This is a genomic window from Ancylobacter aquaticus (assembly GCF_004339465.1).
Classification (GTDB): Bacteria; Pseudomonadota; Alphaproteobacteria; order Rhizobiales; family Xanthobacteraceae; genus Ancylobacter; species Ancylobacter aquaticus.
On record NZ_SMFY01000008.1, the window covers coordinates 19671 to 33047 of the forward strand.

The window sequence follows — 13377 nt, forward strand, 5'->3', positions numbered from 1 at the left end:
ACGCCCGATTTTACCCCACAACTCCCGTTAATGCTTCAGATGTGCAGTACACATCAGCACTGTTTGATATCGGGGGGCGCTGAATGCGCGTTCATTCTGGCGTGGAAGACCGATACTCCCGCATATTCAAGATTATCCGAAAAACACCGATAATATCGAAGCGTCTTTCCGAACCCCTTGATCCCACGCAGCCTCACCTTTCCGGGTGGCGTGCGATGCAACCGCTTCGTAGCGCCGGATATGCCGGCCTCCTGGCCATGGCCGGCTCCATGGTCGGCTGCGCTCCCGCGCCGCTGGTGCAGGGTGTCGGCCTCTCCTCCTACGACGCCATGGTCCCTTCCGATGGCGTTCTCACAAAATCGCGGATCGCGGTGAACAAGGAGCAGGTTCTGGCCGCCCGGACGGTTCGGATCGTGCCGACCAGCTTCCCCTCTCATATCGCCCCGAAGCTGACCGGCCAGCAGAGGACCCTGGTCGCCAACAGCGTCAATCGCGGGCTCTGCGTCGCCCTGAGCGACCGCTTCAAGGTGGTGCCACCGGACGAGGCCGCCGATCTGACTGTGCAGGCCCATGTCACCCAGGCGACCGAGACCGACGAGGTTGCGGCCGGCATTTCGGCCGCCACCTCGATAGGCATGAATTTCGTCGACCTGGGCGTTCCGGTGCCGACGCCGCGCCTTCCCATCGGCATGGGCAATCTGTCGATGGAGGCGGCGGCCACCGACGCGTCGGGTGAACAACAGGCCTCCATGCTGTGGGCCCGGGGGGCGAATGCCTTCTTCAGTTCGCCGCGAGCCTCGAAGGCGAGCGACGCCTATGAACTCGCCGATGCCTTTGGCGAGGATTTTGGCACCCTGCTGGTCAAGGGCGAGAGCCCGTTCGGCGCTTCGGGGATCGATCTGCCGACCGCGCAGAAGATCAATTCGGCGATGGGCCTGCCGCCCAAATACGCCGCCTGCGAGCGCTACGGCCGCTACCCCGGCCTCGCCGGCGTGGTCGGCAGCCAGCTTGGCCTGCCACCCGAATGGACCGACAAAGGCGCCAAGCCGGCTTCGGCAGAGCCTGAATCGGTAGCGGCGGCGCCGGCCGAGCCCGAATCCGTAGCGGTGGCGGATTAGGCCGGATCAGGCGCCGTGCGACACGTCCGGACCCCGCTTCGCCTGTCGAAGGCCGGCCGGCCTCCTCCTCACGCGAAGCGCCGTGCGCCGGCAACGCACAGCACGACCAGGCCGGTCGCCGCGACCATGGTCCATGACACGTGCTCCCCGACCAGCAGCCCGGCAAGCGCCAGGCCGAAGAAGGGCTGGAGAAGCTGCAGCTGGCCCACGGCCGCGATGCCGCCGAGGGCAAGCCCGCGATACCAGAAGACGAAGCCGATCAGCATGCTGAACACCGAGACATAGGCGAGGCCGGCCCAGGCCGTGCCGCTGACCGTCGCCAATGTTTCCGGCCGTGTCGCCACTGCGAGCACCGCCATCAGGGGGAGCGCGAGCAGCAGGGCCCAGGAGATCACCTGCCACCCGCCAAGGCGGCGCGACAGCCGGGCGCCCTCGGCATAGCCGACACCGCACAGCAGGACCGCGCCGACCATGAGAAGGTCGCCGATGGCGGAGGTCGGGACGCCGTTGCCAAGCGCGAACCCGGCGACAGTTCCAGCCCCTATGACCGAGAACAGCCAGAAGGCCGGCTTCGGCCGCTCCCCGCCGCGCAGCACGCCGAACAGCGCCGTCGCCAGCGGCAGCAGCCCGATGAAGACGATGGAGCGCGCGGCCGTGATGTGTTCCAGCGCAAGGGCGGTGAGCAAAGGAAAGCCGATCACCACCCCCGCAGCGACCACCGCCAGCGGCACCACGTCTGCGTGGGAGGGGCGCTTGTGCGGGAGCAGGAGCAGCAGGCAGGTCCCGAGCAGCGCGGCGATGACCGCCCGCGCCGAGGTGAGAAACAGCGGCGTGAAGTCGGCGACGGCAAGCCGTGTCGCCGGCAAGGAGCCGCTGAAGATGATGACCCCGATCAGGCCGTTCCCCCACCCGCGCGCCACGTGTGCTCTCCTTTGCCGTTCCTTGCTCTCCTCTCTGCGATAGGCGTGGCACGCTGGCGGCGACAGGGACGCTTGCGTATTATCGAGCCGAACAGTGGGGCCATACGGAGCCATACAGTTGATTCCGAACGAAGCACTGCCAGCCCTCGGGCAGGGGCGCACCGAGAGGGTGATGGTGGCGATCCGCCGCCTGATCGCCAGCCATGCGCTGGCGCCCGGCGACAAGCTGCCTTCCATTCGCATGCTGGCGCGCGAGAAGACGGTGTCTCCCTCGACCGTGGTCGAAGCCTATGACCGCCTCGCTGCCGAGGGGTTGATCCGTCCGCGCCCGGGGTCGGGTTTCTACGTGGCGGCCAGTATCGTGCCCGCGCGCGGCGCCGATGCCCATGCGCCCGCCGACCGCGCCGTCGACCCCTTCTGGGTGTCGCGACAGTCGCTGGACGCCGGGCGGGAGATGCTTCGGCCCGGGTGCGGCTGGCTGCCGCCGGACTGGATGCCCCTTGCCGCGATCCGGCGCGCGATGCGTGCCGCGGCGAAGACCGATGACGCCACGCTGGTTGAGTACGGCTCCACGCGTGGGTCGCTGGCGCTGCGCCGCCTGCTGGCCCGCCATTTCGCCTCGGAGGGTATCGAGGCCGGCGCCGAGCATGTGTTGCTGACGAGTTCGGGCACGCAGGCGATCGACCTGATCTGCCGCCATCTGCTGCGGCCGGGCGATACGGTGCTGGTCGACGATCCCTGCTATTTCAATTTTCGCGCGCTGCTGCAGGCGCATGCGGTGCGGATCGTCGGCGTGCCCTATGCGCCCCTTGGTCCTGACATGTCCGCGTTCGAGGAGGCGCTCGCCACCCACCGGCCGCGCCTCTATCTCACCAACTCGGCGCTGCACAATCCGACCGGCGCAAGCCTGTCGCCGAGGAATGCCCATCGGATTCTCGCTGCAGCGACGGCCCATGACCTCACCATCATCGAGGACGAGATTTTCGCCGATTTCGAGCCGGAGCGCTCGGTACGTCTTGCCGCGCTCGACGCGCTGAACCGGGTGATACGGATCGGCAGCTTCTCGAAGACCCTCTCGGCGTCGATACGCTGCGGCTACATTGCCGCGCGGCCGGACCTGACCGAGGCGCTCGTCGACCTTCAACTGGCGACGGGATTTGGCGGGCCGAGTCCGCTCGCGGCCGAGCTCGTCTTCCGCACCCTCAGCGACGGCAGCTATTACCGACACCTTGGCAGCCTGCGCGGCCGGCTCACTCGGCGGCGGCGGGAGGTGGTCGCCGAACTCGCGAAACTCGACGTGCATCCCTGGACGCTGCCGCGCGGCGGCTTCTACCTCTGGTGCCGGCTGCCCGGAGCGCCCGACGCCTCGGAGGTGGCGAGGCGCGCCTTGCGAGACGGCATCGTCCTCGCCCCCGGCAATGTCTTCAGCGTGAACGAGGCGGCGCGCGATTTCATGCGCTTCAACGTCGCTCAGATGAACGTGGACGTCACCCGGCTTCTGCAGCGAACGCTGGGCTGATCGCGCGGCGACACCCCCTGCTCACCGGGGCGACGCGGACCCTGCAGCCATACTGGCGCGTCGCCCGGGCAGTAGTGCCAACGGGGTATGCCGAGAGGCGGCCGACGCGGCGTGCGGCCATGACTAGGCGGTCCATTGGATCGCCGAACGGCCGCTGGTCAGGTCCGTCAGCAGCCGGTCCACGGCAACCGCTTCCGATTCTGGCGCCGACACCGACAGGATCGCGCCGCTGTCCGTGAACGTCTGAACCTCCACCTGCACGCCTGGGAGCACGCCCAGCCTGGCCTGAACCAGCGCGAGATCACCGAACTCGCATGCGACCGTGCCGGAGACGGCCTCGATGAGTGTCGCCTTCGCCGCTTCGCGCAAGCAGAGGGCCGCCGTTCCGCCGTAGGCACGGATCAGCCCGCCGCTGCCCAGGAGAATGCCACCGAACCAGCGTGTCACGACGACAGCGACACGATCGAGGCCCTGCCCGTCAATCGCGGCAAGGATCGGCTTGCCGGCGGTTCCGCTAGGTTCGCCGTCGTCGTTGAAGCGGTAGCTCTGCCCCACGCGCCATGCCCAGCAATTGTGATTGGCTGATGGATCCGACCGCGCCGCAATGAAGACCTTCGCCACCGCTTCGTCCGCGACGGGACCGGCGACCGCGATGAAGCGGCTTTTCTTGATCTCTTGCCGACCCAAAGCCGGTTCAACGAGGGTGAGCCGTGCGACCATACGCTCGTCTATCACGACCACGGCCCCTCATTCTCATCCGGTACGAGAAAACCCGGTTTCACGCGTCCCCTGTGTTTGCCCCCGGAATCGACGCTCGCCACCAAAGCCCGCTCGCCGGCAGAGTGCCGATGTCGGTGCATGGGCGGCTTCCGGATCGGTGTGGCTCCAGCGGTATCGGCGTGCAGGGCCAGGGTGGCCTTCCGGGCAAAGCCGCATGTCGACGGTGGAGATCGTCGGGCCGGTTAACGAGTCGTTAACCAAGATTAACTGAATCTATCCCTCAGATGGGGAGATTCGATCCGTGAACGCTGTCAGTCAAACCGGGCCGTCGATCCGTTTCCGTGGACGTTCGTTCATGGCGATGACGCTCGTCGCCGATGTTCCGCTGGAGACGTGGCTGGTCGATTTCGACGTCTGGCTGGAGCGCTCTCCGGGGTTTTTCACCGGCCGGACCGTCGTTCTCGATCTGGCCGACACGGTGCAAAGCAAGGCGGATGTCGAGCGATGGATCGGTGAACTCGCCGCGCGGGGCGTGCGGCTGGTCGGCCTTGAGGGGGTGCGTCCGAGCCTTGTGGATGCCGCGATGCCGCCCATCCTGCGCGGCGGGCGCGACAGCGCGCTCCCCATGGCCGATGCTGCGGCTCCCCCAGTGGAGCCGCGCAAGCCGCTGGAACCCGTCAACATGCTCGTCGAGCGGCGCGTCCGCTCCGGCCAGTCGATTGTCTGCCTCGAAGGCGATGTGACGATCATCGGTTCCGTCGGAGCCGGAGCCGAGATCATCGCCGGCGGATCGATCCACGTTTACGGGACGCTTTCCGGCCGTGCGATCGCCGGAGCGACGTTCGGCGCCTCGGCCCAGATTTTCTGCACCCGGCTCGAAGCCGAGCTGCTTGCCGTGGACGGCACCTATCGGACTGCCGAGGACATCGACAATGCCTTCCGGGGCAAGGCGGTCCGCGTATCGACCGAAGACGAGACCCTGAAAATTACCGCGCTTTAGGAGCGAAGCAAGACATGGCTAAGATCATCACAGTCACGTCGGGAAAGGGTGGCGTCGGCAAAACGACGACGACCGCCGCCATCGGCGCCGCCCTGGCCCGCACCGGCGATAAGGTCGTCGTCGTCGACTTCGACGTCGGGCTTCGCAACCTGGACCTGATCATGGGGGCGGAGCGCCGGGTCGTCTACGACTTCGTCAACGTCATCCAGGGCGATGCCCGCCTCCCGCAGGCCCTGATCAAGGACAAGCGGCTGGATTCGCTTTTCCTGCTTCCCGCCTCGCAGACGCGCGACAAGGATGCGCTGACGGAAGAAGGCGTTGACCGGGTCATCGGCATGCTGGCGCAGCATTTCGACTGGGTGATCTGCGACAGCCCGGCGGGCATCGAGCGCGGCGCGACCCTCGCCATGCGCCATGCCGAGATCGCCATCGTGGTCACGAACCCCGAGGTCTCGTCGGTGCGCGACAGCGACCGCATCGTCGGCATCCTCGACTCGAAGACGCTGAGGGCCGAGCGCGGCGAGACGGTGGACAAGCGCCTGCTGCTGACGCGCTACGACCATGCCCGCGCGGCGCGCGGCGACATGCTGAAGACCGAGGATGTTCTCGAAATCCTGTCACTTCCGCTACTCGGCATCATTCCCGAGAGCAACGACGTGCTCAGGGCGTCCAATATGGGCGTTCCGGTCTCGATCCATGACCCGAACAGCGTGCCGGCCCGCGCCTATCAGGACGCGGCGCTGCGCCTCAAGGGCGAGAACATCGCCATGGAACTGCCCCGGCAGCGTGGCGGCCTGTTCAGCAAATTCCTGCGGAGGGCGGCATGACCTTCTGGAAGCGCATTTTCCCCAACACCAGCGCGCCCCAGGCGCGGGAACGGCTGCAAATTCTGCTGTCCCATGAGCGTCAGGTTCTGGGCGGCGGCGATCTGCTGGCGCGCTTGCGCGAGGACATTCTCGCCGTGGTCGCCAAGCACGTTCCCTGCGACCAGGACAACGTGAAAGTGCGCCTGGAGCGTGGGACGCCGATGTCGATCCTCGAAATCGAGGTCGAGGTGCGCGGCGATTTCGATCAGGCGCTTGTCCGCGCCGCCTGACGGCGCGAAGCAAACGTCAAAGCCCATCCGCGTGAGCGCCCCGGCAGGGAATCGATCACGCGGATGAGCCGTGTTCAAGCTCGGGAATGCCGGCGCACGGCGGTAAGAGCATTGAGATGCACGGATCGACCGGCACTCAAATTGTATGGCGAGTCTCAGACCGGCCCACCGACGCGGCAGATAGCCTCCCCCGCACGGGCGATGACGTCGACGAGCGGGCGGTCGATATCGAGTGTCACCACGTCGTTCTCGCCGGTCGGGACCTCCAGCGTGGCGAGTTGGCTGTCGAGAAGCGTGAACGGCATGAAATGTCCGGCGCGCTGGCGCATGCGCTCGGCCAGCACCGCCCGTGAGCCGTTCAGGAAAAGGATGTGGAGCGGCCCGGCCATGCGGAGCTGGTCGCGGTAGACACGGCGCAGCGCCGAACAGGAAACCACGACGCCCCGCCCGGTGGCGCGGGTGTCGCTGATCGTCTGGCAGATCGTCTGGAGCCAAGGCTGGCGATCCTCGTCGTCCAGCGGTTCGCCACGCGCCATCTTGGCGATGCTGGCGGGGGGATGGAGCGCGTCGCCCTCGACGAAATCGGCGTCGAACATCGCGGCAAGCGCCTGGCCCACCGACGACTTTCCGCAACCGCTCACACCCATCACCACGATGGCGGGGGGAGCCCCGCGCGCCTTAAGAGTCACGACGTGCCGCCGAAGCGGAACTGGACCTTCATCGCCCGGCGTCGGTCCGAGGCAAGCGCGAAGGCCGCGTCCGCCTCCTCGATCGGGAAGCTGCCGGTCAGCAATGGGGTGAGGTCGACCTGTCCGGTGGAGATCAGCTCGGCGGCGCGGGCGAACTCGGTGTCGAAACGGAAGCTCCCCGACAGATTGAGTTCCTTCGCGACGATTGCATTCATCGGCAGCGATTGCTCGCCTCCCAGCCCTACCAGCACAATGACGCCGCGCGGGCGGGTGAGCCCGATGGCGCCGGCGAGCGCCTGCCCGTTGCCGGAGCATTCGAGCGCCGCGTCGACGCGGCCCTTGTCCTGCGCGAGATCGGCCAGTTCGTCGGTGCCGCCGGAGACATCCACGCAGCGTGTCGCCCCCAGTCGGGCGGCAATGGCGAGGGCCTCCGGTGCGATGTCGGTGGCGACGATCGTGCCGGCTCCCGCGAGCTTGGCCGCCGCGATGACGAGGCAGCCGATCGGCCCGCAGCCGGACACCAGCACCGTTTTGCCGGTCAGGTCGCCCGCCTGCGCCACGGCGTGCAATGCCACGGCGAAGGGTTCGCACAGGGCGGCAAGGGACAGGTCGACATCGTCGGCAATCTTCACCGCCTGCGCTTCGGGCACGGTCATCTCCTCGCGGAAGGCGCCCTGTACATGGGGAAACCGCATGGCGCTGCCGTAGAAGCGCATGTCGAGGCACTGGTTGCGCAGGCCACGCCGGCAGTACTCGCACTGCCCGCACGGTCCCGAGGGGTTCACCGCGACCTTGTCGCCGACGGTGACGGAGATCACGGCCGTCCCGACAGCCTTGACCGTGCCGGCTACTTCGTGGCCGAGCACCATGGGCTCGCGCAGGCGCACCACGCCGAACCCGCCCTGGTGGAAATAATGCAGGTCCGACCCGCAGATGCCCCCCGCACCCATCCGCACGACGACATCGTGCGGGCCGGGGGCGCTTGCCGGCATGGCCTCAAGGCGCAGATCGTGCGGGGCGTGAATGACGATGGCACGCATGGTGGGCGGGTCCTTGGAGAAACGAGAAAGCATGAACGGGGTCGGCGTCAGCGGGTCATCCAGTGTAGCGGCCACAGGACGATCTGCGGGAAGGCGACCAGCAGGACCATCACGAACGTCTGGGCGATGAGGAAGGGCAGTACGCCTCTTATCACCCCGCTCATCGGCACCTTGGCGACGCCGCAGACCACGTTGAGCACGGTGCCCACCGGCGGCGTGACCAGGCCGAGCGCGTTGTTCATGATAAACAGCACGCCGAAATAGACCGGGTCGATGCCCGCCTGCTTCACCACAGGCATCAGCACCGGGGTGAGGATCAGCACGGTGGGGGTGAAGTCGAGCGCCGTGCCGATGATGAACACCAGCACCATCAGCGCCGCCATCAGCAGGATCGGGCTGTCCATCAGCGGCTCGACGATTCCGGCAAGCTGCTGGGGAATGTCCGCCGTGGTGATCAGCCAGGCCGAGACGCCGGCCGCCGCCACCAGAAACATGATGACGGCCGTCGTCTCCGCCGCCCGGTAGATCAGGCGGAACAGGTCGCCGAGCTTGATCTCGCGATAGATGAACAACCCCACGAAAAGCGAGTAGACGGCCGCGATGACGGCGGCCTCGGTGGTGGTGAAGATGCCGAACTTCAGGCCGCCGACGATGACCACCGGAAGAAGCAGCGCCCAGAAGGCGTCCCGCGTTTCGATCGCGCGCTCCTTCATCGAACGGCGCGGCTCGACGCGGGGGTTGTCGCGCTTGATGCACCAGCGCCACGCCACCATGATGGCGACGCCCATGAGCACGCCGGGCACGATGCCGGCGATGAACAGCTTGGTGATCGACACGCCGCCGGCGACGCCGAAGATGATCATGCCGATCGACGGCGGAATGACCGGGGCAATGATTCCGCCACAGGCGATGAGGCCGCAGGAGCGGTTCACATCGTAGCCGGACCTGCGCATCAGCGGCACCAGCACGGAGGCGAGGGCGGCGGTATCGGCGACGGCGGAGCCGGAGAGCGAGGCCATGATGACCGCCGCCATGACCGCGACGTAGCCGAGCCCGCCCCGGATGTGGCCGACCCACGACATGGCCATGGTGATGATGCGCCGCGTCATGCCACCGGCATTCATGAACTCGCCGGCGAGCATGAAGAAGGGAACGGCGAGCAGCGGGAAGCTGTTGGCGCCATCCCACATGTTCTGGATGATGATCTGGGGATCGGTGATGCCCATGTAGAACATCATGGCGAGGCCGCAGCCGATGAGCGCGAAGGCGACCGGCATGCCGAGCGCCATGAGGCCCAGCAGCGAACCGACGAAGATCAGGACGATCATGACGCTGTCCCTTTGCGGGAGGCCGGGTCCGCGAGTTCGTGCTCGATGTCGTGGATTTCGGACATTCCCTCCTCGTTGACGTCGATCAGCTCATCATCCGCGACATGGCCGAGGGCGAGGCGAACGAGGTTGGCGAGGCAGATGAGGCCGATGGCGGTGCTGGTGATGTAGCTCACGCCATAGACCCAGAGGGTCGAGATTTGCGCGACGGGCGAGGAGTTGCCGGCGATGATGTCGTGCTGCAGCCAGGTGCCGTAGAGCATGTAGAGGCTGCACACGAACATGATCGCCTGGCTGATGCCCCAGCACAGCTTGCGGCCGAGCAGCGGCAGGGCGCGCACCACGAGATCGACGCCCAGATGCGCCCGCCGGTGCAGGCCGACAATGGCGCCGAGGAAGGTGAGCCAGACGAACGCGAAGCGCGGCAATTCGTCGGACAGGTCGATGCCGGTGTTGAAGCCGAGCCGCAGCACCACATTGCCGAAGACGGTGACGAGCATGACGACCATGCACAGCACCATCACCACCTCAAGCACGCGGTAGAACGCTGCGATCGCCAGGCCGAGCAGTTGGTTCATCGTGACACCTCGCGAAAGCGGAGCGCTCGCTCCGTCATCGAATGGAAGGGTGCGCCGTGGGAGGAGGGCCGGCGACCCGCCGGGGCGGGCCGCCGGGTGCGATCGCTCAGTTGGCGCTGCGCGCCTTCTCGATTTCGGCGTAGAAGCCGTCGACGAAGGCGTCGCCGATCAGCGGCTTGAACTTCGCCACCACCGGCTTCACCTGCTCCTGGATGCGGGCCAATTGGTCGGCGGGCACCTCGTCCACTTCGACGCCGGCCTCCTTGAACTTGGCGATGACGTCGCTGTCGCCCTCGTCCAGCAGCTTGCGCTGCAGCAGGCCCGCCTCGGTGGCGGCCTTGCGGATGCCGGCCTGATCGGCCGGGGTGAGCTTGTCCCAGAACTTCTGCGAGGCCACCAGCGCGACCGGCGTGTAGACGTGGTTGGTGAGCGAAATGTACTTCTGAACTTCCTGCATCTTGTTGGCGTACATATGCAGAAGCGGGTTCTCCTGGCCGTCGATGGCCTTCACCTCAAGCGCCGGGAAGACTTCTGAGAACGGCATCGGGGTAGCGTTGGCGCCGATGGTCTTCCAGGTGTCGAGCGCAACGGGGTTGGCCATCACGCGCAGCTTGAGGCCGGAAACGTCGTCCAGCTTGGTCACCGGATGCCGGCTGTTGGACAGGTTGCGGAAACCCATGCCGGTCCAGGTGAGACCGACAAGGCCCGACGGCTCGATCTTCTCGAAAATCTGCTTGGAGGAAGGGCCGTCGAGCACGGCGTAGACTTCCCTCGTGTTCTGGAACATGAAGGGAAGATCCCAGACCTGCACTTCCTTCACCCGCGAAGACAGCGGCGCCAGCGTGCCGATGTAGAACTCCTGCGTGCCGGACTGCACCGCCTGAAGCTGCTTCTCGTCGCTGCCCAGCACGGCACCATGATAGGTCTGCACCTTCACATTGCCATTGGTGTAGGTCCCGACCAGCTCGGCAAACTTGTTCATCGCCGCCGCCTGCGGGTGGCTTTCCGGCATGGCGTGGCCGGCCTTGGCCTTGATTTCCGCCATGGCGGGGCCGGCCGCAAACAGCGCGGTGGCGGCGAGCAGCGCGGCCGTGGCAGCGCGGCGGCTCAAGGTCTTCGTACCGAAATTCGTCTTCATGGGGTTTCTCCTTGGCTTGGCTTGGTTTTCTTGTGGGTGCGGCGGCGCGTGCTGTATTCCCAGAGTTAGAGGGCGATTTACCGATCCGATTGGTTCAATCTGATGGGATCACGCTCTAGAGGACGGCCAGCATGCCGCCGTCGACATAGATGAGCTGGCCGTTGACGTAGTTGGAGGCGGGCGCGGCGAGGAACACCGCCGCGCCGACCAGTTCGTCGGGCTGGCCCCAGCGCTTGGCAGGGGTGCGACCCTTGACCCAGGTATCGAAGGCCGGATCGTTCATCAGGGCCTCGTTCATGTCGGTCGCCATGTAGCCGGGACCGATGGCGTTGGCCTGGATATTGAACTGCGCCCACTCCGCGACCATGGAATGGGTCAGCGTCTTGAGGCCGCCCTTCGCCGCCGTGTAGGGCGCGACCGTGGCGCGCGCCGCCTGGCTCATGAGCGAGGCGATGTTGATGATCTTGCCGCCGCGCCCGCGCGCGATCATCCGCCGTGCCGCCTGCTGGCTCACCAGGAACGCGCTGGTGAGATCGACCTCCAGCACCCGGCGCCAGTCGGCCGGATCGAGATCCACCATCGGCTTGCGGAACTGGATGCCGGCATTGTTGACGAGGATGTCGACCTCGATGCCCTCTTCGTCGAGGGCGACGAAGGCCTTGGCGACGGCGGCATCGTCGGTTACGTCGAAGGGCAGCGCGTGGGCGCGCAGGCCCTCGCCCTCCAGCCTGCGGCGGGCCTCTTCGGTGGTGTCGGGCTTGGTGCCGTTCAGCACTACCCGGGCTCCGGCCTGGGCGAGGCCGCGCGCGATTCCATAGCCAAGCCCGCGCGCCGAGCCGGTGATGAGGGCCGTGCGGCCTTCGAGGGAAAAGAGCTGCGTAGACATGGTGGTATCGCTTTCTAGAGAGCGCTGCGGCGAGTGCTGACGTCGGGGCGCGTGAACACGTCCGGTCTCAGCTCAAGGCCGAGGCCGGGACCTTCCATCGGGTAGGCGTAGCCGTTCTCGATGCGGGGCAAATTGGTGACGAGCTCGGTGTACCAGCCGCGATAGAAGGCGCGCACCGACTCCTGGATCAGCGTATTGGGCTGGCTGAACGAGCAGTGGATTGCCGCCGCGAAGGCCACCGGGCCGGTGCAGTCATGCGGGGCGAACGGCCGGTGATAGGTGTCGGCCTGCGCGGCGATCTTGCGGCCTTCGGTCAGGCCGCCGGTCCAGCACAAATCCACCATCACCACACCGATCGCGTCGACATTCAGGAAATCCTGATAGGCGAAGCGCGAACCCAGCGTCTCGCTGGCGCAGACCCACACATCGGTCGAGCGCGCATATTCGGCGAGCGCCTGCGGCGAGTTCATGCGGATCGGGTCTTCGTACCAGGTGGGCGCATAGTCTTCGAGCGCCCGCGCTATCTTCTTGGCGGTCGGCAGGTTCCACAGCGAGTGGAACTCGACCATGATCTCCATCTTGTCGCCGACGGCCTTGCGGATCTTCTCGAAGGGTTGGATCGCCGTCTTCATCTGCTCGACGGTGATGTAATTGCCGCCGGTCTCGATGCCGGCGGGATCAAACGGCCAGATCTTCATGGCGGTGATGCCTTCGTCGAGCAGGCTTTCCGCCAGCTCGTCGGCGCGGTTCATGAAGCCGTCGAGATCCTCATAGGGCCCTTCGGACTCGCCGATGCCCCAGGTGGACACCGGCTTGATGCTCATCGAGCGGACATATTTGTAGCCGGCACAGGTGTTGTAGAGGCGCAGCTTGTCGTGGGCGAGCCCGCCCAGCATCTGGTGGACCGGCTGGTTGCAGACCTTGCCGAAAATATCCCACAGCGCGAAGTCGATGGCGGAGGCGGCGCGGTATTCCACCCCGGTGGACGCCTGCGCCAGCGGCAGGTTGACCATCTCGCGGTTGAGCGCCTCGATGCGCAGCGGGTCGCGGCCGAGAAGCCGGCCTGCCAGCGTGTCGTGGATGTGGGCCTCAACCGCGCCGGCGCCATAGAAGGTCTCGCCGAGGCCGATCACGCCCTCGTCGGTGTGGACGTGCACCCAGAGCAGATTGGCAAACTCAGCGACGCGGATGGTCTCGATGGCTGTGATTTTCATGTGCACTTGCTGGGAGCTCTGACGACATGAGCCGGCATTGCCCGCCCGCGAGGGCGAAGCCGGTCGACGTCTCGACGATGAATCGGGAGGCCGGCGACGGCCCGGCTCACGCGACGGATGTCACGTGGCGG

At 66.5% G+C, this 13377-nt stretch carries 14 protein-coding genes; 5 read left to right on the plus strand and 9 right to left on the minus strand.

From position 1 onward, the window contains the following. The first annotated feature begins 215 nt into the window (after positions 1–215). Positions 216–1118 carry a DUF3313 domain-containing protein gene (locus EV667_RS22230; RefSeq protein WP_131837506.1) on the plus strand — a complete coding sequence of 301 codons (903 nt, stop codon included), beginning with the start codon at positions 216–218 and terminating at the stop codon, positions 1116–1118. Between the two features lie 68 nt (positions 1119–1186). Here EV667_RS22230 and EV667_RS22235 read toward each other — a convergent pair whose 3' ends face one another. Beyond that, positions 1187–2038: a DMT family transporter gene (locus EV667_RS22235; RefSeq protein WP_245516328.1), complete on the minus strand. Its 852-nt coding sequence runs from the start codon at positions 2036–2038 to the stop codon at positions 1187–1189. A gap of 172 nt (positions 2039–2210) precedes the next feature. Here EV667_RS22235 and EV667_RS22240 point away from each other — a divergent pair, with 172 nt between their 5' ends. Next, positions 2211–3557 carry an aminotransferase-like domain-containing protein gene (locus EV667_RS22240; protein ID WP_131837527.1) on the plus strand — a complete coding sequence of 449 codons (1347 nt, stop codon included), beginning with the start codon at positions 2211–2213 and terminating at the stop codon, positions 3555–3557. A 123-nt stretch (positions 3558–3680) separates the two neighbouring features. Here EV667_RS22240 and EV667_RS22245 read toward each other — a convergent pair whose 3' ends face one another. Next, positions 3681–4277 carry an IMPACT family protein gene (locus EV667_RS22245; RefSeq protein ID WP_131837528.1) on the minus strand — a complete coding sequence of 199 codons (597 nt, stop codon included), beginning with the start codon at positions 4275–4277 and terminating at the stop codon, positions 3681–3683. Between the two features lie 301 nt (positions 4278–4578). Here EV667_RS22245 and minC point away from each other — a divergent pair, with 301 nt between their 5' ends. Genes minC through minE form a run of 3 tightly spaced genes read left to right on the plus strand, consistent with a single transcriptional unit; the run spans position 4579 to position 6373 of the window. Continuing rightward, the gene (gene minC / locus EV667_RS22250) at positions 4579–5277 is read left to right on the plus strand and encodes a septum site-determining protein MinC (protein WP_131837508.1); all 699 of its coding nucleotides are present in this window, start codon (positions 4579–4581) and stop codon (positions 5275–5277) included. A gap of 14 nt (positions 5278–5291) precedes the next feature. Further along, positions 5292–6104, plus strand: coding sequence for a septum site-determining protein MinD (gene minD, locus EV667_RS22255; protein ID WP_131837509.1), 813 nt, complete (start codon positions 5292–5294; stop codon positions 6102–6104). Next, positions 6101–6373, plus strand: coding sequence for a cell division topological specificity factor MinE (minE, locus tag EV667_RS22260; RefSeq protein ID WP_131837510.1), 273 nt, complete (start codon positions 6101–6103; stop codon positions 6371–6373). Before minD ends, minE begins: the two co-directional genes overlap by 4 nt. Before the next feature lie 155 nt (positions 6374–6528). Here minE and EV667_RS22265 read toward each other — a convergent pair whose 3' ends face one another. The 7 genes from EV667_RS22265 to EV667_RS22295 all read right to left on the minus strand — a co-directional run bounded on the left by EV667_RS22265 (position 6529) and on the right by EV667_RS22295 (position 13246). Continuing rightward, complete coding sequence (locus EV667_RS22265) at positions 6529–7020, minus strand: gluconokinase (RefSeq protein WP_131837529.1); 492 nt, start codon at positions 7018–7020, stop codon at positions 6529–6531. 38 nt (positions 7021–7058) lie between these two features. Next, a complete protein-coding gene (locus tag EV667_RS22270; protein WP_131837530.1) occupies positions 7059–8102 on the minus strand; it encodes an L-idonate 5-dehydrogenase in 1044 nt (347 codons plus the stop codon). Positions 8103–8149: 47 nt separating this feature from the next. Continuing rightward, positions 8150–9430 (minus strand): TRAP transporter large permease, encoded by a 1281-nt coding sequence (locus EV667_RS22275; RefSeq protein ID WP_131837511.1) that lies wholly within the window; start codon positions 9428–9430, stop codon positions 8150–8152. Next, a complete protein-coding gene (locus EV667_RS22280) occupies positions 9427–10008 on the minus strand; it encodes a TRAP transporter small permease (RefSeq protein ID WP_131837512.1) in 582 nt (193 codons plus the stop codon). The genes EV667_RS22275 and EV667_RS22280 overlap by 4 nt, the downstream gene beginning before the upstream one ends. Positions 10009–10114: 106 nt before the next feature. Next, positions 10115–11146, minus strand: coding sequence for a TRAP transporter substrate-binding protein (locus tag EV667_RS22285; protein WP_131837513.1), 1032 nt, complete (start codon positions 11144–11146; stop codon positions 10115–10117). Between the two features lie 115 nt (positions 11147–11261). Further along, positions 11262–12032 (minus strand): SDR family oxidoreductase, encoded by a 771-nt coding sequence (locus EV667_RS22290; RefSeq protein WP_131837514.1) that lies wholly within the window; start codon positions 12030–12032, stop codon positions 11262–11264. A gap of 14 nt (positions 12033–12046) precedes the next feature. Continuing rightward, positions 12047–13246 carry a mandelate racemase/muconate lactonizing enzyme family protein gene (locus tag EV667_RS22295; RefSeq protein WP_131837515.1) on the minus strand — a complete coding sequence of 400 codons (1200 nt, stop codon included), beginning with the start codon at positions 13244–13246 and terminating at the stop codon, positions 12047–12049. Positions 13247–13377 lie beyond the last annotated feature (131 nt).